The organism is Nocardioides rotundus (genome assembly GCF_019931675.1).
In the GTDB taxonomy this organism is placed as follows: Bacteria; Actinomycetota; Actinomycetes; order Propionibacteriales; family Nocardioidaceae; genus Nocardioides; species Nocardioides rotundus.
In genome coordinates this window covers 909,422-932,391 of record NZ_CP082922.1, presented here as the reverse complement: position 1 = coordinate 932,391, position 22,970 = coordinate 909,422, and the positions used below count along the sequence as shown (strand labels likewise).

Here is a 22,970-nt window from a genome sequence, read left to right as displayed (position 1 = left end):
GGTTGGGCCGTGGCCAAGGCTGACCTCGTCATCGTCGCCAACCGGCTCCCGGTGGACCGGGTGGTCGGGGGCGACGGCCAGCCCGGGTGGCGCCGCTCCCCCGGCGGCCTGGTGACCGCGCTCGAGCCGGTGATGCGGGCCAACGACGGCGCCTGGATCGGCTGGCCGGGCGGCACGGAGACGGGGCTGAAGCCCTTCAAGGAGGACGGGCTCCAGCTGGTGCCGGTCTCGCTGAGCGAGGAGGACGTCGAGGAGTTCTACGAGGGCTTCTCCAACGGCACGCTGTGGCCGCTCTTCCACGACCTGGTCGCCAAGCCGGAGTTCCACCGCGAGTGGTGGGACGCCTATGTCCGGGTCAACCGGCGGTTCGCGGAGAAGGCCGCCGACGTGGCCACGGAGGGCGCCACCGTCTGGGTGCAGGACTACCAGCTGCTGCTGGTGCCGCAGATGCTGCGCGAGCTGCGGCCGGACCTGCGGATCGCGATCTACCTGCACATCCCGTTCCCGCCCACCGAGCTGTTCCAGCAGCTCCCCTGGCGGCGGCAGCTGCTGGAGGGGATGCTCGGCGCCGACCTGATCGGCTTCCAGCTGCCCGGCGGCGCCGCCAACTTCGTCCGCCTGGTGCGCCAGCGGGTCGGCCACAAGACCCACCGCGACCGCGTCTATCTCCCCGACGGCCGGATCGTGCGGGCCAAGGCCTACCCCATCTCCATCGACGTGGAGGGCTTCGAGGAGCTGGCCCGCTCCGAGAGCGTCCAGGCGCGGGCGAAGGAGATCCGCGAGGCGCTGGGCGATCCGGAGACGATCTTCCTCGGCATCGACCGGCTCGACTACACCAAGGGCATCTACGCCCGGCTGCGCGCGTTCGGCGAGCTGCTCTCCGAGGGCGACCTGGAGGTCGGCCGCGCGATGTTCGTGCAGGTCGCGACCCCGAGCCGCGAGCGGGTCGAGCAGTACCGCATCCTGCGCGACGACATCGACCGGCTGGTGGGCCGGCTCAACGGCGACCTGGGGCAGATCGGCCGGCCGGCGATCGTCTACATGCACACCTCCTACCCGCGCGAGGAGATGGCCGCGCTCTACCTCGCCGCCGACGTGATGGTCGTGACGCCGTACCGCGACGGGATGAACCTGGTCGCCAAGGAGTACGTCGCCTGCCGCTTCGAGGGCGACGGCGCGCTCGTGCTCAGCGAGTTCGCCGGCGCGGCCGCGGAGCTGAAGCAGGCGTGGCTGGTGAACCCCTACGACCTCAACGGGATGAAGGCCGCGCTGCTGGAGGCCGCCACGGCGGACCCGAAGGAGATCGGCCGACGCATGCGCGCGATGCGCAAGACCGTGACCGAGAACGACGTGAAGCACTGGGCGACCACGTTCCTGGAGGACCTCACCGAGCTCGGCGACGGGGAGGCCCTGGAGGTCGAGACTGCGGAGTGACCCGCTCCGCGGGTCAGTGTGAAGGGCTCGCCTCCCGCGCCTTCTGCTCCGCCTCGTCGGCCTGGCGCCGCATGATCTCGGCGATCTCCTCGGCCAGCTCGGGACCGAGAACCCCACAGGCGGCCGCGCCGTCGTACCCGTAGACGTCGGCGAGCGGGCGGATGCCCTTCTGGGCGACCACGATGTCCACGTCGTCCGGAGTGATGAGGCCCGGGTGGTCGACCCCGACGGCCTCGGACAGCTTCAGCAGGTCGCGCCGCAGCGAGACGATGTAGTTCGCGCAGCGCACCGACTTGTCCTCGGGGTCCAGGCCGCGCATGAACCACTTGTTCTGCGTCGCCACCCCGGTCGGGCAGTGGTCGGTGTGGCACTTCTGTGCCTGGATGCACCCGATGGACAGCATCGCCTCGCGTCCCACGTTGATCAGGTCGCAGCCGAGCGCGAAGCCGACGACCGCGTTCTCGGGGATGCCGAGCTTGCCGCTGCCGATGAACACCACGTCGTCGGCGAGGCCCGCCTCGACGAAGCGGCGGTGCACCTGGGAGAAGCCGATCCGGAAGGGGTAGGCGACGGCGTCGGAGAAGACCTGCGGCGCGGCTCCGGTGCCGCCCTCGCCGCCGTCGATGGTGACGAAGTCGACGCCGCGCTGCCGGTCGGCCATATGCTCCACGAGCAGGTCCCAGAACTGCAGGTTGCCGACGGCCGACTTGATCCCCACCGGCAGGCCGGTGGCGTCGGCGATCTGCTCGACCACGTCCAGCATCGAGTCGGTGTCGTGGAAGGCCGAGTGCCGCGACGGGCTGGCGCAGTCGACGCCCTCGGGGATGCCGCGGATCTCGGAGATCTCGCCGGTCACCTTGGCGCCGGGCAGCATGCCGCCCAGTCCGGGCTTCGCGCCCTGGGAGAGCTTGATCTCGATCGCCTTCACCGGCGAGCCCTCGATCCGCTCGACCAGGCGGTCCAGGGAGAAGCGGCCCTGCTCGTCGCGACAGCCGAAGTACGCCGTACCGATCTGGTAGATCAGGTCGCCGCCCTGGAGATGGTAGGACGACATCCCGCCCTCGCCGGTGTTGTGCAGGCAGCCCGCCAGCTGCGCCCCCTTGTTGAGGGCGGTCACGGCCGGGGCGGACAGCGAGCCGAAGCTCATCGCAGAGATGTTGATGACCGACGCGGGGCGGAACGCCTTGGCGCGTCCGCGGGGGCCGCCGAGCACCTTGGCGGCCGGGATCGGGACGCCCTCGCCGGCGTGCCGGCCGGTCGCGGCGCCGCGGCCGATGAAGGTGGTGTGCTTGATGATCGGATAGCCGTCGAGGTGCTCCACGTCGTTGTCGGTGCCGAAGCCGACGTAGTTGTCCAGCCGCTTGGCCGACTGGTAGACCCAGGCCCGCTGATCCCTGCTGAACGGGCGCTCCTCGTCGTTGCTGGTGACGATGTACTGCCGCAGCTCGGGGCCGATCCGCTCGAGCCAGTAGCGCGCGTTCGCCACGACGGGGTAGTTGCGCTTGAGGGCATGTTCCTTCTGGGTGAGGTCCCGAACGGCCACCGCCCCCAGGGCGGCCGCACCGAGGCCCGCGGCACGGGTCCACTTCATCCCCCTGTCCTATCCCTCCGCTGCGCCGTTGTCGACCACCCCGGGGGCTTGCGCCGAGGCTCGTACGACGTCCCGGCGGGCGGGCGGGTATTTTCGGCGTATGGATCTGATCCCCAAGCCCGATCAGGTCGTCGCGGCGGCCAGCAACGTGGCGCACAAGCTGATCTACGGCAGCGTCGCCGACCTGCGCGCGATGCCCCGCACGCTGATCGACGAGGGCAACCTGCGCGAGGTCTACCACTACCGGCCCGCGCCGGGCGTGGAGGAGACCGGCGACCCGGTCCTGCTCATCACCCCGCTGGCCGCCCCCGCCCTCTGCTACGACCTGCGCCGGTCGTGCTCGCTGGTCGAGCACCTGGTGCAGCAGGGACGGCCCACCTACCTGGTGGAGTACGGCGAGGTGCAGTTCAAGGACCGCGCCCTGGGGATCGAGCATTGGATCGACGAGGTCGTGCCGAACGCCGTCCGCGCCGCCTCCGAGCACGCGGGCGGTCGCCCGGTGCACCTGGTCGGCTGGTCGCTGGGCGGCATCTTCGCGCTGCTCACCGCGGCCGACTCGCCGGACCTGCCGATCGCCTCGGTGACCTCGCTGGGGGCGCCGTTCGACGTGGCCCAGGTGCCGCTGGTGGCTCCCCTGCGCCCGCTGCTGACCGTGCCGGGCCTGGAGCGCGGGGCGATCACCCGGGTCTACCAGGCGGTGGGCGGCGCGCCGAAGCCGGTGGTCAAGTGGGCCTTCCAGCTCACCTCGGTGCAGAAGCTGGTGACCAAGCCGCTGGCGCTGGCCCGCAACCTGGACGACGCCGACTTCCTCGCCCAGATCGAGGCGGTGGACCGGTTCGCGGCGAACATGATCGCCTACCCCGGTCGGACCTTCGGGCAGCTCTACCACCGGTTCGTCAAGGGCAACCAGCTCCGGCACGGTGCCGTCGAGCTGGACCATCGCACGATCGAGCTCGCCGCGATCACCGTGCCCGTGCTCGTCTTCGCCGGCGCCACCGACGGGATCGCGCCGGTCGCCTCGGTGCGCACGGTGCTGCCGATGCTGACCGGCGCCGAGGAGGTGCGCTTCGAGATCGTGCCGGGCGGGCACCTGGGGATGCTCACCGGCCGCGCCGCCCGGGAGACCACCTGGGTGACCCTGGACGAGTGGCTGACCGAGTGGTCCGGGCGCGCCGCGGCGAAGAAGACGGCCCGGAAGTCGACGGCGAAGAAGGCACCTGCCAGGAAGTCCGCGGCGAAGAAGTCCACCGCCAAGAAGGCTCCAGCGAAGAAGGCTCCCGCCAAGGCGGCGAAGGCTCCAGCGAAGAAGACGCCCGCGAAGGCGACGAAGGCCACGGCGAGGAAGACGCCCGCGAAGAAGGGCGCGAAGCGCTCCTCGGCCCGTCCGAGCAGGGAGGCGATCGGCTCCAACACCCAGCGGCGCTACGGCTCCTCCGGCTCGCGGGCCCTGGCCCGCTGACCGGGGTGACGGGCGTGAGCGCGCTCTCCGGACTCGTGGACCAGGGCCTGGTCGCTCCCGACTGGGCCGAGGCGCTGGCTCCGGTGGACGACCGGATCGCCGCGATGGGCCGCTTCCTGCGGGAGGAGATCGCCGCCGGGAGGCAGTACCTCCCCGAGGGGAACCAGATCCTGCGTGCGTTCTCGCGCCCGCTGGCCGACGTACGCGTGCTGGTCGTCGGGCAGGACCCCTATCCCACGCCGGGGCACCCGATCGGCCTGAGCTTCGCGGTGGCGCCCGACGTCCGCCCGCTCCCCCGGTCGCTGGTCAACATCTACCGCGAGCTGGTCAACGACACCGGGGTCGCCCCGCCGAGCAACGGCGACCTGACGCCCTGGCTGGACCAGGGCGTGATGCTGCTGAACCGGAGCCTCACCGTGCGGCCCGGCGAGCCGGCCTCGCACCGCGGCCGCGGCTGGGAGAGCGTCACCGAGTGCGCCATCACGGCACTGGCCCGGCGCGGCGGCCCGTGCGTGGCGATCCTGTGGGGCCGCGACGCGCAGTCGCTCAAGCCGCTGCTCGGCCCGATCCCGTGGGTGGAGTCGCCGCACCCCTCGCCGCTCTCGGCCTCGCGCGGCTTCTTCGGCTCGCGCCCCTTCACCCGGGTCAACCGGCTGCTGGAGGAGCAGGGCGGCACGCCGGTCGACTGGACCCTCCCCTGACCGAGCACCCTCGACAAAACTAGTTGAACATGAAACTATAAGCGCATGGAGAGGATGCCGGCGCTGTACCTGGGCCACGGGGCCCCGCCGCTGCTGGACGACGCCCTGTGGTCCGGCCAGCTGGGCAAGTTGTCGGCCGCCCTGCCCCGTCCCACGGCGATCCTGATCGTGAGCGCACACTGGGAGTCCGCGCCGATCTCCCTCTCCGCGCCGGACGTTCCGCTGGTCTACGACTTCGGCGGCTTCGACCCGAAGTACTACCAGGAGACCTACGACGCCCCGCACGCCAGCGACCTGGCCGCCCGGCTGCAGGCGCTGCTGCCGGGCGAGGTGCACCAGCACACCTCCCGCGGGCTCGACCACGGCGCGTGGGTCCCACTGAAGATCATGTACCCCGACGCCGACATCCCGGTCGTGCAGATGTCCCTGCCGACCCACGACCCGGAGACCCTCCTCGGCCTGGGCGCCCGGCTCCGATCGCTGCGCGACGAGGGCGTGCTGGTCGTCGGCTCGGGCTTCCTCACCCACGGCCTGCCGTTCCTCACCGACTGGCGGATCGAGGCCGAGGCGCCGGGCTGGTCCAGCGACTTCGACGCGTGGGCCGGCGAGGCGCTCGCCCGCGGCGACGTCGACGAGCTGGCGGCGTACGCCTCCCGCGCCCCCGGCATGCCCTACGCCCACCCGACGGTGGAGCACTTCACCCCGCTGTTCATCACCCTGGGCGCGGCGACCGACCCCGGTACGCCGGGCGAGCAGCTCTTCGACGGGTTCTGGCTGGGCCTCTCCAAGCGCTCCCTGCAGGTCGCCTGACCTGGGTTCCCGCACCCGTCGGCGCGGGTGGAGGATGGGCCCATGCGCATCCTCTCGATCCAGTCGCACGTCGCCTACGGGCACGTCGGCAACTCCGCGGCCGTCTTCCCGCTGCAGCGCCTCGGCCACGAGGTGTGGCCCGTGCTGACGGTGAACTTCTCCAACCACACGGGGTACGGCGCGTGGCGCGGTCCGCTCATCGACCCCGAGGACGTGCGCGCGGTGATCACCGGGATCGAGGAGCGCGGCGTGCTCGGCCAGGTGGACGCGGTGCTCTCGGGATACCAGGGCTCGCCCGCGGTGGCGGACGTGGTCGTGGACGCCGTACGGCGGGTCAAGGCGGCCAACCCGGCGGCGACGTACACCTGCGACCCGGTGATGGGCAACGCCACGTCCGGCTGCTTCGTCAACCCCGAGATCCCGCCGATCATCCGCGAGAAGGTCGTCCCGGTGGCCGACATCCTCACGCCCAACCAGTTCGAGCTGGGCTTCATGACCGGCCACGACAACCTGAGCGCGCCGTCGTCGCTGGAGCAGATCCTGGCCGGCGCCGACGCCGCCCGCGAGCTGGGCCCGAGCACCATCCTGGTGACCTCGGTCGATCGCGCCGACGCCCCCGAGGACACGATCGAGATGCTCGCGGTGACCGGTGACGGCGCCTGGCTGGTGCAGACGCCGCGGCTGCCGCTGAAGGCCAACGGCTCCGGCGACATCACCGCCGCGCTGTTCACCGCGCACCTGCACGAGACCGGGTCACCGGCCGAGGCGCTCGCCCGCACCACCTCGTCGGTCTTCGACGTCCTCCGGACCACACTGGAGTCCGGCGAGCGCGAGCTGCGACTGATCGACGCCCAGCAGGCGATCGCCGAGCCGAGCATGGCCTTCGAGGTGTCGCAGGTCCGCTGACCCGAGGCCGTTGACTCACCCCTACCCCCTATAGGTACCGTGAGGGCATGAGCCTTCGTCGTACCTCTTCCGTCCTCGCCTCCACCGCTCTCGCCCTCGGCCTGTTGGCCGGCTGCGGCAACGACGAGGACGGCGGTGGCGCCGGCGGCTCGGGGCACTCCGGGCACTCCTCCTCCCAGGAGTCCTCGTCGCCCGGCTCCTCGCAGGCCTTCAACGACGCCGACGTGGACTTCGCGACGATGATGATCCCGCACCACGCGCAGGCGCTCTCGATGGTCGACCTCACGCAGGGCCGCCCGGGGCTGTCGCCGGAGTTCGTCGACCTCACCGAGCAGATCCGGGCAGCCCAGGCGCCGGAGATCGAGCAGATGTCCGGGTGGCTGCGCGCCTGGGGCCAGCCGGTCCCGGAGGAGGGGATGGGCCACGACATGGCCGGCGGGATGACCGAGCAGGACATGTCCCGGCTGGAGAAGGCACCCGACGCGCGATTCGAGGACATGTGGCTGGAGATGATGATCCGGCACCACGAGGGCGCGGTGGCGATGGCGCGGGACGAGGTCGAGCGCGGGAAGTCCCCCGAGGCCACGAAGCTCGCCCAGGAGATCGTCGGCGGCCAGCAGGCCGAGATCGAGCAGATGCGGGGCATGCTGAAGGGCTGATCGCCGGACTCCGTGGGATGCTCCGGTCATGGAGCTTCGACCCGCGACGCAGGCCGACGACGCGGACCTGGTCGCGCTCGACCGGACCACCTGGTCGCCCCAGACCACTCCGACGCCAGCCCCTCCCGAGGGCGGCACGTTCTTCTCCGACCGGCGCAGCGCGGACGAGGTGATCGTCGCGGAGCAGGACGGCCGGGTGGTCGGGTACGCGATCGTGCAGCGCACCTCGCTGATGCCCTCGCACGGCCACGTGCTGATGGTCAACGGCGTCGCGGTCGACCCGGCCCTGCAGGGTCGGGGCCTGGGACGCCGGCTGGTGCGGGCGGCGCAGGACGAGGCAGTACGCCGCGGCGCGCGCAAGCTCTCCCTCCGCGTGCTCAGCACCAACCCCTCTGCCGTGCACCTCTACGAGAGCTGCGGGTTCGTCACCGAGGGCGTCCTGCGCGAGGAGTTCGAGCTGGATGACGGCTTCGCCGACGACGTGCTGATGGCGTGGTTCCCGCCCCGCCCGTGACTCCGTCCGGTGGTCGAGTCGCCTTCGGTGGTCGAGCCGCCTTCGGTGGTCGAGCTGCCTTCGGTGGTCGAGCTTGTCGAGACCAGGTCTCCGCCGCTGGTCGAGCCGCCCTCGGTGGCCGAGCTTGTCGCGACCAGGTCTCCGTCCGGGTCGAGCTGCCTTCGGTGGTCGAGCCCGTCGAGACCACCCCCGTGGCGCGGTTTGACGCCTGTGACCTGATCGTGACCCGGATCGGTGTGGATGAGGGTCGTTGGCCGGGTGGGAGTGTCGGTGCCGCCTGGAAGAGTCCGGGTATGTCGACCAAGCCGCTGCATCCGAGCCACCCGGTGGCCGCTGCGGTCGCGCGCATCGAGACCGAACTCACGCAGGCGGCCGGGGTGCCGGTGTGGTCCATGGCCGCGGGCGAGGCCGGGGAGGTGTTGGAGGCGTTGACCCGGGCCCGGGCGCAGGCCGATGCGCTGTTGTTGCGGGTGCTGCGCCAGGCCGAGTCGGTGGAGACCGGTCTGGAGACCGGCGCGACGTCGACGACGAACTGGTGGGCCCACCGGATGCGAATGGTCCGCCGCGACGCGCACGCCCTGCGCCGGCTCGCGACCCAGGTCGAGGCCCACCCCGCGGTCGCCGAGGCGTTGGAGTCGGGTCGGATCCTGACCGACCAGGCCCGCGCGATCACCGACGCCCTGGAGCAGGTGCCCGCCGACGCGGAGGCGTGGGTGCTGCCCGCCGCCACCCAGCGGATGCTGGACCTCGCAGCCGATCACGACGCCAAAGACCTCCGCATCCTGGGCAGGCGGCTGTTGGAGGTCATCGACCCCGCGACCGCGGACGCCGAAGAAGCCCGACGACTCGAGGCCGAAGAACGCGCCGCACGGGAGCGGGTCGGGTTCGGGATCCGGGACTCCGGTGACGGCACCATGCGGGGCTGGTTCACCCTCCCGGTCGCCCAAGGAGAGATGCTGCGCCGCCAGGTCCACGCGATCGCCTGATCCAAACACACCCACCCCACCACGACTGTGACCGAGCAGACCAACGCCGCCGCGGCCGATGCCGACGCTGTGGACGGTGCGGTCGACCCGGTCCAGGCCCCGCGGCATCGGCCGCTGTCGCGCAAGGGACTGGGTGAGGCGTTCTGCGAGCTGATCGAGTCCCGCCCCGCCGACACCCTCCCCACCAGCGGCGGGATCTCCGCGACCGTGGTGGTCACCATGGAGCTGGAGACCCTGCTGGGCGGGTTGAAGGCAGCATCCCTGGACACCGGGTCCAAGATCACCGCCGGCCAAGCCCGACGCCTGGCCTGTGAGGCCGGGATCATCCCGATCGTCCTCGGCGGACCCTCCGTCGTGCTCGACATGGGCCGCAAGAGACGGTTCCACACCCCCGCGCAACGGATCGCCATGGGCGTCCGCGACGGCGGCTGCTCCGCCGCGGGCTGCGACATGCCCGCCGACAAGTGCCAGGCCCATCACGAGACACCGTGGTCCAAAGGCGGCTCCACCAGCGTGAAAGACGGCAGGTTCTACTGCCCCACCCACCACCAGATGATCCACGACCCCACCTACCAGCACCACCTCGACAAACACGGCAAAGTCCGCTTCACCCGACGCACGTGACCAGCCACCCGCCGACGAAGACTGGTCTCGACCAGCTCGACCACCGATAGGCCTGGGTGGTCTCGACAAGCTCGACCACCGATACTCCGGCTCGACCACCGATACTCGGGCTCGACCACCGAATTGGCGCCCGCGTGAAGAACCCTGCGTCGTGTGCAGAAATGCACGCGTCCAGCCGCCGACCGGGTGCACTACCCCCGCCCGTGGTCGATTCTTCACCCCCGGGTCCGCCGTAGTCTCGACAAGCTCGACCACCGATGAGGCGGGCTCGACCAGCGAGGGCCCGGTGGCGGTCTCGACAAGCTCGACCACCGACGAGGCAGGCTCGATCAGCGAAGCGGAGAGCCGGTGACAGGATTCGAACCCGCGACATCCTCTTTACAAGAGAGGCGCTCTACCAACTGAGCTACACCGGCCTGCCGGCCGGCGGGGCCGGCGGGCGGACCAATCCTAAGGTGGAGGCGTGACCTCAGCGCATCTGACCATCGGCCAGCTGGCGAAGCGATCCGGGCTGGCCCACAGCGCGCTGCGCTACTACGAGGACCTGGGCCTGATCGCCGCGAAGCGCACGAGTGGGAACCAGCGCCGCTACGAGCAGGCGACGCTCCGCCGGCTCGGGTTCATCCGGGCCGCCCAGCAGGTCGGGCTGACCCTGGAGGAGATCACCGCGGCGCTCTCGACCCTGCCGGACGGGCGGACGCCGAACGCGGAGGACTGGAGCCGGCTCAGCGCGTCCTGGCGACCGCGGCTGGACGAGCAGATCGAGCGCCTGGTCCGGCTGCGCGACCAGTTGGACAGCTGCATCGGGTGCGGCTGCCTGAGCCTGAAGACCTGCGCATTGCGCAACCCCGGTGACGCGGCCGCGGCGCGCGGCACGGGCGCCGTACACCTCGAGCCGGGTGACCCCGGCGACAGCAGCCACTAGTCTTCACCGCCATGGCGCTGCGCTTCGTCGCCAACCGGCCCGACCCGGCCGTGGTGACCCTCCCCTGGGAGCTCCCCCTCGAGGAGTGGCCCGACGACGTGCTCGTCGCGCTCCCCCGCGGCCTGTCGCGCCACGTGGTCCGGATCATCGGCCTCGGCGGGCGCAACTACGCGGTGAAGGAGACCCAGGAGGAGATCGCCTTCCGGGAGTACCGACTCCTCCGCGACCTCCAGCGCATGGGCCTCCCCGCGGTCGTGCCGCAGGCCGTCGTCACCGGCCGCGAGGACGCCGACGGCGAGCCGCTGCCCAGCGCCCTGGTCACCCGGCACCTGCAGTTCTCCCTGCCCTACCGCGCCCTGTTCGCCCACGGGATCCGGATGGAGGACCTGCCGAGCCTGGTCGACGCCATGGTGGTGCTGCTCGTCCGGCTGCACCTCGCCGGCTTCTACTGGGGCGACGTCTCGCTCTCCAACGTGCTGTTCCGCCGCAACGCCGGCGCCTTCGTCGCCTACCTCGTCGACGCCGAGACCGGCGAGCTGCGCCCCGAGCTCTCCCCGCAGATGCGGGAGTACGATGTCACAGTCGGCTGCGAGAACATCTTCGCCGAGCTGTTGGACCTGCAGGCCAGCGACGAGGCCTACGCCGACCTGCCCGCCCACGACGTGATCGCCATGGTCAAGGAGAGGTACGACGCCCTCTGGGCCGAGCTGACCGGCACCGAGCACTTCGGCACCGACGAGATGTGGCGGATCCAGCAGCGGATCGAGCGGCTCAACGAGCTCGGCTTCGACGTCGAGGAGCTCGACATCGTCACCGACTTCGACGGCCAGCAGGTGCACCTCTCACCGCGGGTCGTCGAGCTCGGCCACCACTGCCGCGAGCTCCAGGCGCTCACCGGCCTCAACGTCGAGGACAACCAGGCCCGCAGGCTGCTCAACGACCTCGCCGCCTACACAGCCCACCTCGGCCTCGGCATGGAGGACCGGCACCTGGTCGCGAACCGGTGGCTCACCCAGATCTACGAGCCGATCATGGCGATGGTGCCCAAGGAGGCGCGCGGCAAGCTCGAGCCCGCCGAGCTCTTCCACGAGATCCTCGTGCACCGGTGGTACCTCTCCGAGCGCGCCGGCCGCGAGATCGACATCTTCGACACCGCGCGCGACTACATCGACACCGTGCTGACCCAGAAGCCCGACGAGGCCGTGACCCCGCCGGAGCCGGGCGTCACCGTCGACCTCGGCCTGATGTGAGGGCCGCTCACTCCTCCGGCAGTCCGTGCCCACGCTCGGCGTACAGCTTCAGCACCGTCTCCCGCGGGATCACGCCGCAGCGCTCCGCCCACGCGTCGTAGGCCCGCTCCAGGTCCGCGACGAGGTCGGGGTGCTCGGCCGCGACGTCGTCGAGCTCGGTGCGGTCGGCCTCGATGTCGTAGAGCTCCCACGGCCGGGCGTGCTTGCGCACCAGCTTCCACCGGCCGCGCCGTACCGCGCTGTTGCCCTCGTGCTCCCAGAACAGGTCGCGTTCGGCCCCCTGCTCGCCCCGCAGCGACGGCAGCAGGCTGCGCCCCTCGGCCGGCGGCACCGTGTGCCCGTCGCGCTCGGTGGGGTACGACGCCCCAGCGACCTCGGCGATCGTCGGCAGCACGTCCACCAGCTGGGCCGGCTCCGTGCGCAGCTCCCCCGCGGATCCGCTCAGGCCGGCCGGCCAGTGGACGATGAAGGGCGTGGCGATGCCGCCCTCGTGCACCCAGTGCTTGTACTCCCGGAACGGGGTGTTGGACAGGTTCGCCCAGGACCTGCCGTAGCTCTGGTAGGTCTCCTCGGGGCCGGGCATCAGGCCCGGCACGTTCCCCGGGACGACCTCGCCGCCGGTGCGCGAGACCATCTTGATCGGGACGAAGGACTCCACGAACTCCTTGACCGACTCCGGCGGCATCTCCTCCGCGCAGCCGCCGTTGTCGGAGAGGAAGATGACCAGGGTGTTCTCCAGCCGGCCGGTGCGCTCGAGCTCGGCGAGCACCCGCCCGATCCCCTGGTCCATCCGGTCGACCTGCGCGGCGTAGGTCGCCATCCGCGCGGCCTCCCACTCCTTGTCCGGCGCGTCCTCCCAGGCCGGCACCCGCGGATCGCGGTCGGTGAGCGGCCAGGAGGCGTCGATGATGCCGGCCTCGACCAGCCGCTCGAGCCGCTCCTCCCGCAGCCGGTCCCAGCCGGCGTCGAACCGGCCGGCGTACCTCTCGATGTCCTCGGGGTGCGCGTGCAGCGGCCAGTGCGGCGCGGTGAAGGAGAGGAAGCAGAAGAACGGGTCGTCGGGCCGCTCGGCGTCGTGCTCGGCGAGGAACCGCACCGCGTGGTCGGCGATCGCGTCGGTGTAGAACCAGCCCTCCTGCTCCGCCTCGTGCTCGATGTTCTCCTCCCCGCGCACCAGGGTCCGCGGCTGGTAGAAGCTGCCCGCGCCCTCGAGCGTGCCGAAGAACCGGTCGAAGCCGCGGCGGGTCGGCCAGGCGTCGTTGGGGTTGTCCATGTCGACGGCCAGGTGCCACTTGCCGGAGAGGTACGTCGAGTAGCCGGCCTCGCGGACCACCTCCGCCACGGTCGCGCACTCCTCGGCCAGGTTGCCGGGATAGCCGTCGGGGGCGTCGTCGAAGTTGAGGATCCCGATGCCGACCTGGTGCGGGTGCAACCCGGTGAGCAGCGACGCACGGGAGGGGCTGCAGCGCGCGGTGTTGTAGAACTGCGTGAGCTTCACCCCGCCCTCGGCGAGCCGGTCCAGCGACGGCGTGCGGATCTCCCCGCCATAGCTGGCGATGTCGGAGAAGCCCATGTCGTCGGCCAGCACCAGCAGGACGTCGGGGCGGCGGGCGGTGGTCGAGGGGTCGGTCATCGGGGTCCTTCCAGGGCTCAGGGGGCGGCGGTGACGGTGTCGTCGCCGGCGGTGGTGCGCACGTCGTTGATCTCGCGGCGATGGGTCTCGGGCAGGAAGAACAGCGAGACCAGGGTGATGGCCGCCATCGCGATCACGTAGATCGCCACCGGCCAGACCGAGCCGGAGTAGGCCGAGACCAGCGAGGTGCCGATCAGCGGTGCCACGGCGCCGGTCGGGATCACGCCGATCTGGTAGACCGCCGACATCCCGGAGTAGCGCACCCGGGTCGGGAACACCTCGGCGAACAGGGCGCCCTCGGGGCCGAACATGGTGCAGGCCGCGATGCCCCAGCCGATGACCACGCCGATGGTGATGAGCACCGGGTTCTCGGTGTTGACCAGCCAGAAGATCGGGAAGGCGCTGACCAGGGCGAGCGCGGCACCGGCGCCGAAGACCGGCCGGCGGCCGATCCGGTCCGAGAGCCGGCCGGCGGCGAGGATCACGAAGAAGCCCACGACCGAGGCGACCAGCAGCGCGTCCAGCACGATCGAGTTGTCCAGCCCGAGGACGGTCACGGTGTAGGTCACCAGGAACGCGTTGTAGATGTTGAACGTGACGCTCTCACTCACCCGGGCGCCCATCGCCAGGAGGGTGACCTTCGGGTGCCGGGTGAAGACCTCGACCAGCGGGAGCTGGGCCTTCTCCTCCGCGGCCTCCAGTTGCTTGAAGGCGGGCGGCTCCTCGATCTTCAGCCGGATGACCAGCCCGACGACGACCAGCACGATGCTGATCAGGAACGGGATCCGCCAGCCCCACGCCTGGAAGTCCTCCTCCGGCAGCATCGTCACCGCGGTCACCGCGAGGGTGGAGGAGAGCAGGCCGATCGGCACGCCGAGCTGCGGCCAGCTGGAGTACCACCCGCGCTTGCCGTCGGGAGCGTGCTCCACGGTGAGCAGCACCGCGCCGCCCCACTCGCCGCCCAGGCCGATGCCCTGCAGCATCCGCAGGATGAGCAGGATGATCGGCGCGGCGACGCCGATGGCGGCGTAGTTGGGCAGCAGCCCCATGGCGAAGGTGGACAGGCCCATGATCAGCATGGTCAGGACCAGCATCCGCTTCCGGCCGATCCGGTCGCCGAAGTGACCGAAGATGAAGCCGCCCAGCGGCCGGGTGACGAACCCGGCGGCGAAGGTGCCGAAGGCGATCATCGTGCCGACCAGCGGGTCGTACTCGGGGAAGAACTGGGTGTTGAAGACCAGCGCCGCCATCGTGCCGTAGAGGAAGAAGTCGTACCACTCCACGACGGAGCCGAGCAGGCTGGCGCCCGCGACCTTGCGGATCGACGCCTCGTCGACCGCGGGGGTTGAGGTGGCCATCGGGCTACTCCTTCATTGTCCCATAGAATGGGACAGGACTTCGTTGAGCGGGACAATGCACGTCAGTGTGGAGTCGGCCCGCGGGACCGTCAAGAGAAAGGCGCACCGGTGATCGAAACGCGACGAGCGACGGCCCGCCCATGAGCGAGGGCATGCTCGCCCGCGCGGTCCGGGTGCTGGAGGCGCTCGCCGCCGGCCGGCCGCCGCAGACCGTCCGCGCCCTGGCCGACCGCACCGGGCTCTCCAAGAGCGCGGTCCAGCGCATCCTCGCCGACCTGGTGGACACCGACCTGGCCTCCCGCGACCCCGCCACCCGGCACTACGCGCTCGGCCCCCGCACCCTGGCGCTGGGCATGGCCTACCAGCGGCGGGTCGACGTACGCCGGGCCGCGCTCCCCCACCTGCGGCGACTCCGCGACGCCACCGGGGAGACCGTCGGCATCTCCGTCGGTCTCGCCGACCAGGTGGTGCACGTGGACCAGGTGGAGAGCGAGTCCCGGCTGCGCGCGCAGCTGGAGATCGGCCGCCCCCTGCCGCTGTGGTACGGCGCACCCGCCCGGCTGCTCCTCACCGTGCGCAGCCCCGCGCAGGTCGAACGGATCCTCGCCGACCGGGCCACCGTCGACGTCGAGCCGGCCAACCCGCCCACCGCACAGGCCCTGCGCGCCGACGTCGAGCGGGTCCGCGCCACCGGGGTCGCGCGGGCCTTCGAGGAGACGCTCCCGGGGGTGAGCACGATCTCGGTGCCCGTCCTCGGGGCGGCCGGCGACCTGGTCGCCGTACTCTCCCTCACCGCGCCGAGCATCCGGCTGACCGACGAGCGGATCGGGCAGCTGCTCCCCGACGTGCTCAGCGCCGCGGCGGCGGTCAGCACCGACCTCGGCTGTTTGCCGGGGGTGGACCCGCGCTCGGCGCTCGTGCCACCGTCGCCGGAGAGGGGCGAGAGGTAGGCCACGTCCCGGGGCTGGAACACCCCGGCCTCGCCCCTGTTGTGAGTGGGTAGAGACGTCGACGAGAGGGAGGACACCCATGAAGGCGATCACCTACGACCAGCACGGCGGCCCCGAGGTCCTGCAGCTCACCGAGGACGCACCCGAGCCCAAGGTCGGGCCGGCCGAGGTGCGCATCGCGGTTCGCGCGGCGTCGGTCAACCCGGTGGACTGGAAGCTGGTGCAGGGTCTGCTCGACCCGATGATGGAGACGGTCTTCCCCGCGATCCCGGGCTGGGACGTCGCCGGCGTCGTGGAGTCGGTCGGCCTGGACGTCGAGGAGTTCGGCGTCGGCGACGAGGTCGTCGCCTACGGTCGCAAGGACGTGATCCAGGGCGGCGCGCTCGCCGAGCTCATCACCGTCCCGGTCCGCACCGTCGGGCGCAAGCCGGCCGGGCTGACCTGGGAGCAGGCGGCCTCGCTGCCGCTCGCCGGGCTGACCGCCTACCAGACCCTGACCCGGCTCGGCGTGAGCGAGGGCGACACCGTGCTGGTGCACGCCGCCTCCGGCGGGGTCGGCTCCTTCGCCGTGCAGATCGCCCGCAGCCTCGGCGCTCGGGTGATCGGCACCGCGTCCGCCGCCAACCACGACTACCTGCGCGAGCTCGGCGCCGAGCCGGTGGAGTACGGCGACGGCCTGGTGGACCGGGTGCGCGAGCTCGCCCCGGACGGGGTGGACGTGGTCGTCGACTACGTCGGCGGGGTCCTCGACGGCACCCTCGCGGTGCTCGCCGACGGCGGCCGGCACGCCTCGATCGCGGACCCGAGCGTCGCCGAGAAGGGCGGGCTCTACGTCTGGGTGCGCCCCGACGTCAACGACCTGGAGACCCTCGCCCAGCTGGTCGACGACGGCGAGCTGGCGGTGTCGGTGGCCGAGACCTACCCGCTGGAGCGGGCGGCCGACGCCTACCGGGCCAGCCAGGAGGGCCACACCCGCGGGAAGATCGCGATCCGCGTCAGCGAGTGAGGGCGGGCTCGCGGCGCGCCCGGGCCCTGGTCCGGCGGTCGCGGGCGCGCCGTACCTCTCCGGGCGCGGTCAGCACCAGCATGACCAGCACCCCGGCGACCCCGCCGAGCCCGTTGGCGAGCAGGTCGCGGTCGTCGGGGACGCGCCCGGGGATCGCCTGCTGGGCGGACTCGATGAAGGCGGTCAGCGCGAGGCAGCCGGCGACGGCGACCCACCACCAGCGGGCGCCGAGCAGCAGCACCAGGAAGGCTCCGATCGGCACGAAGAGGCCGATGTTGGCGAGGAACTCCAGCCGGTCGTAGTCGACCGACTCGAACAGCCCGCGCCGGTGCAGCGCCGCCAGGATCCGCCCGATCGTCTCCTGGTCGCCGGCGTCGATCGGCTGCGGCGTCAGGGTCAGCCAGCCCACGAAGGCCAGGTAGCCCAGGGTCAGGACGGTGAGGAACGGGTGGCGGTGGATCACCCACCCAGTGTGCGGGGGCCCTGGGCGCCGAGGCACATTCCCGCGGGCGGAGTGATCCGGGCACGCACACGGCACAATGGGGGCATGAGCTTCCAGCAGCCCGGCCCCGGCGCACCCAACGCCCGCTCCCCTCTCTCCCTGGAGTTCCCCCAGTCGCTGGCGGTGTACGACGACTACAAGTCCGCGCAGAAGGCCGTGGACCACCTCTCGGACCGGGAGTTCCCGGTGCAGAACCTGATGATCGTCGGCACCGACCTCAAGCAGGTCGAGCGGATCACCGGCCGGCTCACCACCGGGAAGGTGGCGCTGGCCGGCGCCCTCTCCGGCCTCTGGCTCGGCGTGTTCATCGGCCTCATCCTCTCCCTGTTCGGCGAGGACGGGGTGCTCCAGCTGATCCTCACCTGTGCGGTGATGGGCGTGCTGTTCGGTCTGCTGTGGGCGCTGGTGGGCTACGCGCTCACCCGCGGCCAGCGGGACTTCTCCGCGGTCTCCGCGGTGGTCGCCACCCGCTACGAGGTGCTGGTCGAGCACTCGCTCCTCTCGCAGGCCCAGCAGCTGCTCGGCGAGGAGCCCGGCCTGCGGCCGAACCCGTTCGCCTGAGCCCCCGGGGCCGGCCGCGCAGAAAGCTCAGGGCGCGGCGAAGAGGTCGCCGTACTCCTCCACCCGCGCGAGCACCTCGGTGAAGTCGAGCTGGTCCACCGCGAGCGGGTCCTCGGCGCCCGCGGCGACCTCGTCCCAGGTGAGCGGCGCGGCGACGGTCGGCCGCTCGCGCCCGCGGAGGGAGTACGGCGACACGGTGGTCTTGGAGCCGGAGTTCTGCGACCAGTCCAAGAACACCTTGCCGCCACGCCGCGCCTTGGTCATGGTCGCGGTCACCTGCGCCGGGTGGTCCCGCTGCAGCGCCTCGGCGATCTCCTTGGCCAGGGCCGTGGTGCCCTCGGAGTCCAGCTCGCCCGGCAGCCCGGCGTAGAGGTGCAGCCCCTTGGAGCCGCTGGTCACCGGGGCTCCCTCCAGCCCGTGCTCGGCGAGCCGGTCGCGCACGAGCAGCGCCACCTGGCAGCACTCCGACAGGCCGGCGGGCTCACCGGGGTCGAGGTCGATCACCAGCCGGTTCGGGTTGCGCACCTCGCCGTCCTCGGCCACCGTCCACTGGTGCACGTGCAGCTCCAGCGCGGCGAGGTTGCCCAGCCAGGTGAGCGTCGCGAGGTCGTCGACGATCGGGAAGGTCAGCTCCCCCGCCTGCCCGTCGGTGCGCGAGCCGGTCGTCGGCACGGTCACCGTGCGCACCCACGACGGCGTCCCGGCGGGCCGGTTCTTCTCGAAGAAGCTTCCCCCCTGCACCCCGTGCGGCCACCGGATGCGGGTGACGGCGCGGTCGGCCAGATGCGGCAGCAGGACCGGCGAGATGCGGGCGTAGTAGTCGAGCACCTCGCCCTTGGTCGTCCCCGTGGCCGGGTAGAGCACCTTCTCCAGGTTCGTCAGCCTCAGCGTCCGGCCGTCGACGTCGACCCGCACCTCGCTGTCCGCCATGGCGTCAGGGTACGACGATCCGGCGATCCCACCGCCCACCCGCCATACTCGACAGCGCACCGTCTCCCCTCCCCCGTCGCGGGCCCAACGGAAGGACCCATGGACACCGTCGTCGACTGGCTTGTCGAGCTGATGAGACTGATCGGGGCGCCGGGCGTCGGCGTCGCCACCGCACTGGAGACGGTCTTCCCACCGATCCCCTCCGAGCTGGTGCTGCCCCTGGCGGGCTACACCGCCTACCGCGGCCACTACACCCTGCTCTCCGCGGTGCTGTGGGCAACGGTCGGCTCGGTGGTGGGCGCCTGGCTGCTCTACCTTGCGGGACGCTACTGGGGCGTGCAGCGGGTGCGGGCGACCGCGGACCGCCTCCCCCTGGTGGACTCCGGCGACGTCGACCGGGCGATGGCGTGGTTCGCCCGGCACGGGCGGATGGCGGTGCTGTTCGGCCGGATGGTGCCGGGGATCCGCAGCCTGATCTCGATCCCGGCCGGCGTGGACCGGATGCCCCTCGGCACGTTCCTTCTGTGGACCACGATCGGCTCCCTGGTCTGGAACGCGCTGCTCATCAGCGGGGGTTACGCGCTCGGCGCCCAGTGGGGCCTGGTCGACCAGTACGTCGGCACCGCCTCCAAGGTCGTCTACGTGCTGATCGCCATCGCCCTCGTGGTCTTCGTCGCCCGACGGCTGCGGCACCGCGAGCAGCGATGACTCAGCCCAGGTCCTCCGGCGCCAGGTCGGTCCGGACCCCGCGGTAGGACGGCTGCCGCAGCCGGTCGTAGCCCAGCCCGTGGGTGTCCAGGTCCACCACGACCCGCGGCTCCACCCAGGTGGTTCCCGCGGCATCGACCCGGGGGACCTCGTCGGCGAACGGGCTGTCGCTGCGCGTCAGCGGCTCCAGCAGGTCCTGCAGCGCCCGCGCGCGGGCCCCGGCGATCCCGCTGCCGACGCGCCCGCGGTAGGCCAGCCCGTCGGGGGTCATCTCCCCCACCAGCAGCGCGGCCAGCCGGTTCGTCGTACCCTCCTGCGGCCGCCAGCCGCCCACCACGAACGAGCCGCGGTGCCGGTGCGCCCTCTTGAGCCAGTCGCGGCTGCGGGTGTCGAGACGGTAGCGGGAGCCCCGCCGCTTGCTCACCACGCCCTCGAGCCCCTGCTGGAGGGTCGCGTCGAAGAGCATCGCACCGTCGTCGTACTGCGCCGGCACCTGCCAGCGGGTCGCCTCCAGGCCCAGCCCCTCCAGCAGCGCCCGCCGCTCCTCGAGCGGTCGCGCCGTCACGTCCGCGCCGTCGAGGCGCAGCAGGTCGAAGACCATGTAGGTCGCCGGGATCCGCTCCACCAGCCGCTCCGCGTCGTTCGCCCGGCGCACGTGCATCCGGTGCTGCAGCACCCGGAAGTCCGGGACGCCCCGCTCGTTGAGGGCGATCACCTCGCCGTCGAGGAGTACGTCGCGTCCGCCGAGCTGGTGCGCCGCGACGTCCGGCCACGCGGCGGTCACCACGTTGCCGTTCCGGCTGAGCATCCGGACCCGGTCGGGCCCGGCGTCGAGCAGGATGCGCACCCCGTCCCACTTCACCTCGTGCACCCAGTCCTCACCGGGCGGGACGTGCTCGGTGGGCGTCGCGAGCATCGGGCGGGGTGCGGGCACCCGCGCAGTCTCTCAGGCCCCGACCGGGCACGCCCCGCCGAGGACGGTGCGTGTCCGCTGCCGGGGGCTACCCTCGACCCATGCGTGCTATCTGGAAGGGCTCGGTGTCGTTCGGCCTGGTGAGCGTCCCGGTGAAGCTCTACTCCGCCACCGAGTCCCACGACGTGTCGTTCCGGCAGGTGCACGCCAAGGACGGCGGGCGGATCAAGTACCAACGCGTCTGCTCCATCGACGGCGAGGAGGTGGCCTACGCCGACATCGCCAAGGGTTATGAGACCGAGGACGGCGAGATGGTCGTCCTCACCGACGACGACCTGGCCGACCTGCCGGTCTCCTCCTCCCGGGAGATCGCGGTGGAGAAGTTCGTCCCGCGGGAGCAGATCGACCCGCTGCTGTTCGAGAAGTCCTACTACCTCGAGCCGGAGAAGAGCGGCGCCAAGCCCTACTCCCTGCTCGTGCAGGCCCTCAAGGACTCCGACCGGGTCGCCGTGGTCACCGTGGCGCTGCGCCAGCGCACCACGATGGCGACCCTGCGAGTGCGCGAGACCGAGGCCGGCGATGTGATCGTCATGCAGACGATGATGTGGCCCGACGAGGTCCGCACGCCGGACTTCGAGATCGACGCCGGCGAGGTCAAGGACGCCGAGGTCAAGATGGCCCAGATGCTGGTGGAGACGCTGGCCGGGGACTTCGATCCCGAGGAGTTCGAGGACGACTACGCCGAGGCCGTCGAGGCCGTGGTGAAGGCGAAGATCGAAGGCGGCGAGGTCCAGCGGACCGCCACCTCGACGAAGTCCTCCGGCGAGGTCGTCGACCTGCTCGCCGCGCTGCAGAAGTCGGTCGAGGCGGCCAAGACCGCCCGCGGGGAGTCCGACGACGAGGACGCCGAGCCGGAGAAGAAGCCGAAGAAGGCGGCCAAGAAGACCACGAAGAAGCAGCCGGCGAAGAAGACCGCCGCGAAGAAGAAGGCCGGCTGACCCGGCTCCCTCCCCGGCTCGACCCCGCTCACCCGGCACCGGACGTCATACGTTCCGAGGAACCGCTCCTCCGTCTCGTATGACGTCCCGGCCGGCGTCGGTCAGCGAGCGCAGCTGCGCCCCCACCTCGGCGGCCACGGCGACGGCCAGGTCCTCCGCGCTCTCGCCCGGGATCTCGGGTACGACGCGGTGTACGGCGCCGTCGGCGAGCAGGTCGGCCGCCCGGACCCGCTGGTCCTCGGCCATCTGCGGAGCATGGTCGACGTCGCCGTGCACGATCACCGAGGCTCCCTCGGGCGGGAGCGGGGAGAGCCACGCGTTCTCCGTGGCGATCACCCGGTCCGCGGGCAGCAGGGCGAGTGCGCCACCGCCGCAGCCCTGCCCGAGGATCACCGACACCGTCGGCACGGTGAGCGCCGTCAGCCGGGCCAGGCACCGCGCGATCTCGCCGGCGATCGCCCGCTCCTCGGCCCGCGGGGAGAGCTCGGCACCCGGCGTGTCGATCACCGCCACCAGGGGCAGGCCGAGCTCCTGGGCCAGTCGCATCCCGCGGCGGGCCTCGCGCAGCGCACCCGGGCCCATCGGGTGGCTGGGCGTCTGCCGGCTGCGGTCCTGGCCCACGACGACGCAGGGCTGCCCGTCGATCCGGGTCAGGGCGACCAGCAGCGTGGAGTCCCGCTCGCCCTCGTCGGTGCCGCGGAGCTGGACGGTGTCGGAGGCGCCGTACTCCAGCAGCTCGCGGACGCCGGCCCGGCCCGGCCGACGGGTCTCCTCGATCGAGTCCCAGGCGGAGCGGGTGCCGAGCTCGCGGTCGGCTCGCCGCGGCAGCCGCCCCTCCTCGGGCGGGTCGACCAGCACCCGGAGGGCCAGCTCCACCAGCCCCGGCAGGTCGGCACTGGTGACCACGCCGTCGATCACGCCGGCGGCGGCGAGGTTCTCCGCGGTCTGGACGCCCGGGCGGAACGGACGACCGTGCAGCGCCTCGAACACCTTCGGCCCGAGGAAGCCGACCAGGGCGCCGGGCTCGGCGACGGTCACCTGCCCCAGCGACCCCCAGGAGGCGTAGACGCCGCCGGTGGTCGGGTGTCGCAGGTGCACCAGGTAGGCCAGGCCCGCCAGCCGGTGGGCCTCGAGAGCGCGGGAGATCTCCACCATCCGGACGAAGGCGGGGGTGCCCTCCTGCATCCGGGTACCGCCGGAGGCCGTGCTGGCCAGGACCGGGAGCCCCTCGGCGGTGGCCCGTCGGACGGCCGAGGTGATCCGGTCGGCCGCCGAGCGGCCGATCGACCCGGCGAGGAACCCGAACTCGTTGACGACCACGCACACCGGGCGGCCGCGGACCCGGCCGCGGCCGGTGAGCACGGACTCGTCGGTGCCCGCCCGCTCGGCGGCTTCGGCCAGTTCGGCGCGGTACTCCTCATCGAAGCCGTCGAGGTCCAACGGCTCGTCCCAGGACTCGAAGGACCCCTCGTCGAGGACCAGGTCGATCAGCTCGTGCGCGGTCAGTCGGGCGTTCATCGATCTCCTTCGCCTCGGTCGTCACGGTGCTCGG

At 71.9% G+C, this 22,970-nt stretch carries 23 protein-coding genes and 1 tRNA gene; 16 read left to right on the top strand and 8 right to left on the bottom strand.

What is annotated here, in order from left to right:
• Positions 1-9: 9 nt before the first annotated feature.
• Positions 10-1,434, top strand: a complete 1,425-nt coding sequence (locus K8W59_RS04530) for an alpha,alpha-trehalose-phosphate synthase (UDP-forming) (RefSeq protein ID WP_223397559.1) — start codon at positions 10-12, stop codon at positions 1,432-1,434.
• Between the two features lie 13 nt (positions 1,435-1,447).
• Here the strand turns inward: K8W59_RS04530 and K8W59_RS04525 are convergent, their stop codons facing one another.
• Positions 1,448-3,025, bottom strand: a complete 1,578-nt coding sequence (locus K8W59_RS04525; protein WP_223397558.1) for an FMN-binding glutamate synthase family protein — start codon at positions 3,023-3,025, stop codon at positions 1,448-1,450.
• 100 nt (positions 3,026-3,125) lie between these two features.
• Between K8W59_RS04525 and K8W59_RS04520 the strand changes: the two genes are divergently transcribed.
• The 8 genes from K8W59_RS04520 (at position 3,126) to K8W59_RS20130 (ending at position 9,684) form a co-directional block, all read left to right on the top strand.
• On the top strand, positions 3,126-4,484 hold the full coding sequence (locus tag K8W59_RS04520) for an alpha/beta fold hydrolase (RefSeq protein WP_223397557.1): 1,359 nt from the start codon (positions 3,126-3,128) through the stop codon (positions 4,482-4,484).
• Positions 4,485-4,588: 104 nt separating this feature from the next.
• A complete protein-coding gene (locus tag K8W59_RS04515; RefSeq protein WP_397195969.1) occupies positions 4,589-5,185 on the top strand; it encodes a uracil-DNA glycosylase in 597 nt (198 codons plus the stop codon).
• Between the two features lie 45 nt (positions 5,186-5,230).
• Entirely contained in the window at positions 5,231-5,995 is a 765-nt protein-coding gene (locus K8W59_RS04510; protein WP_223397555.1) for a dioxygenase family protein, read from the top strand.
• 42 nt (positions 5,996-6,037) lie between these two features.
• On the top strand, positions 6,038-6,901 hold the full coding sequence (gene pdxY / locus K8W59_RS04505; RefSeq protein WP_223397554.1) for a pyridoxal kinase PdxY: 864 nt from the start codon (positions 6,038-6,040) through the stop codon (positions 6,899-6,901).
• Positions 6,902-6,948: 47 nt separating this feature from the next.
• Entirely contained in the window at positions 6,949-7,560 is a 612-nt protein-coding gene (locus K8W59_RS04500) for a DUF305 domain-containing protein (protein ID WP_223397553.1), read from the top strand.
• A 28-nt stretch (positions 7,561-7,588) separates the two neighbouring features.
• Positions 7,589-8,074, top strand: coding sequence for a GNAT family N-acetyltransferase (locus K8W59_RS04495; protein ID WP_223397552.1), 486 nt, complete (start codon positions 7,589-7,591; stop codon positions 8,072-8,074).
• Between the two features lie 293 nt (positions 8,075-8,367).
• Positions 8,368-9,060 carry a 13E12 repeat family protein gene (locus K8W59_RS20135; RefSeq protein ID WP_263283286.1) on the top strand — a complete coding sequence of 231 codons (693 nt, stop codon included), beginning with the start codon at positions 8,368-8,370 and terminating at the stop codon, positions 9,058-9,060.
• A gap of 27 nt (positions 9,061-9,087) precedes the next feature.
• Positions 9,088-9,684, top strand: a complete 597-nt coding sequence (locus K8W59_RS20130) for an HNH endonuclease signature motif containing protein (protein WP_263283285.1) — start codon at positions 9,088-9,090, stop codon at positions 9,682-9,684.
• Between the two features lie 343 nt (positions 9,685-10,027).
• Here K8W59_RS20130 and K8W59_RS04480 read toward each other — a convergent pair.
• Positions 10,028-10,100: transfer RNA gene (locus tag K8W59_RS04480), tRNA-Thr, on the bottom strand.
• A 47-nt stretch (positions 10,101-10,147) separates the two neighbouring features.
• On the opposite strand from K8W59_RS04480, the gene soxR reads away from it, so the two are divergent.
• The gene (gene soxR / locus K8W59_RS04475; protein ID WP_223397551.1) at positions 10,148-10,609 is read left to right on the top strand and encodes a redox-sensitive transcriptional activator SoxR; all 462 of its coding nucleotides are present in this window, start codon (positions 10,148-10,150) and stop codon (positions 10,607-10,609) included.
• A gap of 11 nt (positions 10,610-10,620) precedes the next feature.
• The gene (locus K8W59_RS04470) at positions 10,621-11,859 is read left to right on the top strand and encodes a DUF4032 domain-containing protein (protein ID WP_223397550.1); all 1,239 of its coding nucleotides are present in this window, start codon (positions 10,621-10,623) and stop codon (positions 11,857-11,859) included.
• Between the two features lie 7 nt (positions 11,860-11,866).
• On the opposite strand, the gene K8W59_RS04465 is transcribed toward K8W59_RS04470, so the two are convergent.
• Entirely contained in the window at positions 11,867-13,492 is a 1,626-nt protein-coding gene (locus K8W59_RS04465; RefSeq protein WP_223397549.1) for an arylsulfatase, read from the bottom strand.
• A gap of 17 nt (positions 13,493-13,509) precedes the next feature.
• Positions 13,510-14,850, bottom strand: a complete 1,341-nt coding sequence (locus K8W59_RS04460) for an MFS transporter (RefSeq protein ID WP_223397548.1) — start codon at positions 14,848-14,850, stop codon at positions 13,510-13,512.
• Positions 14,851-14,990: 140 nt separating this feature from the next.
• Between K8W59_RS04460 and K8W59_RS04455 the strand changes: the two genes are divergently transcribed.
• A complete protein-coding gene (locus tag K8W59_RS04455; protein ID WP_223397547.1) occupies positions 14,991-15,800 on the top strand; it encodes an IclR family transcriptional regulator in 810 nt (269 codons plus the stop codon).
• 79 nt (positions 15,801-15,879) lie between these two features.
• The gene (locus K8W59_RS04450; protein WP_223397546.1) at positions 15,880-16,806 is read left to right on the top strand and encodes an NADP-dependent oxidoreductase; all 927 of its coding nucleotides are present in this window, start codon (positions 15,880-15,882) and stop codon (positions 16,804-16,806) included.
• Here the strand turns inward: K8W59_RS04450 and K8W59_RS04445 are convergent.
• A complete protein-coding gene (locus K8W59_RS04445) occupies positions 16,796-17,269 on the bottom strand; it encodes a VanZ family protein (RefSeq protein WP_223397545.1) in 474 nt (157 codons plus the stop codon). The genes K8W59_RS04450 and K8W59_RS04445 overlap by 11 nt on opposite strands.
• An 84-nt stretch (positions 17,270-17,353) precedes the next feature.
• On the opposite strand from K8W59_RS04445, the gene K8W59_RS04440 reads away from it, so the two are divergent.
• Complete coding sequence (locus K8W59_RS04440; protein ID WP_223397544.1) at positions 17,354-17,869, top strand: general stress protein; 516 nt, start codon at positions 17,354-17,356, stop codon at positions 17,867-17,869.
• Between the two features lie 27 nt (positions 17,870-17,896).
• On the opposite strand, the gene ligD (K8W59_RS04435) is transcribed toward K8W59_RS04440, so the two are convergent.
• A complete protein-coding gene (gene ligD / locus K8W59_RS04435; RefSeq protein WP_223397543.1) occupies positions 17,897-18,799 on the bottom strand; it encodes a non-homologous end-joining DNA ligase in 903 nt (300 codons plus the stop codon).
• Positions 18,800-18,898: 99 nt separating this feature from the next.
• On the opposite strand from ligD (K8W59_RS04435), the gene K8W59_RS04430 reads away from it, so the two are divergent.
• Positions 18,899-19,507 (top strand): DedA family protein, encoded by a 609-nt coding sequence (locus K8W59_RS04430; protein WP_223397542.1) that lies wholly within the window; start codon positions 18,899-18,901, stop codon positions 19,505-19,507.
• A 1-nt stretch (position 19,508) separates the two neighbouring features.
• Here K8W59_RS04430 and ligD (K8W59_RS04425) read toward each other — a convergent pair whose 3' ends face one another.
• The gene (gene ligD, locus K8W59_RS04425; protein WP_223397541.1) at positions 19,509-20,441 is read right to left on the bottom strand and encodes a non-homologous end-joining DNA ligase; all 933 of its coding nucleotides are present in this window, start codon (positions 20,439-20,441) and stop codon (positions 19,509-19,511) included.
• Between the two features lie 80 nt (positions 20,442-20,521).
• On the opposite strand from ligD (K8W59_RS04425), the gene ku reads away from it, so the two are divergent.
• Positions 20,522-21,418 carry a non-homologous end joining protein Ku gene (gene ku, locus K8W59_RS04420; protein ID WP_223397540.1) on the top strand — a complete coding sequence of 299 codons (897 nt, stop codon included), beginning with the start codon at positions 20,522-20,524 and terminating at the stop codon, positions 21,416-21,418.
• Positions 21,419-21,463: 45 nt separating this feature from the next.
• On the opposite strand, the gene K8W59_RS04415 is transcribed toward ku, so the two are convergent.
• On the bottom strand, positions 21,464-22,936 hold the full coding sequence (locus K8W59_RS04415; RefSeq protein WP_223397539.1) for a carboxyl transferase domain-containing protein: 1,473 nt from the start codon (positions 22,934-22,936) through the stop codon (positions 21,464-21,466).
• Positions 22,937-22,970 lie beyond the last annotated feature (34 nt).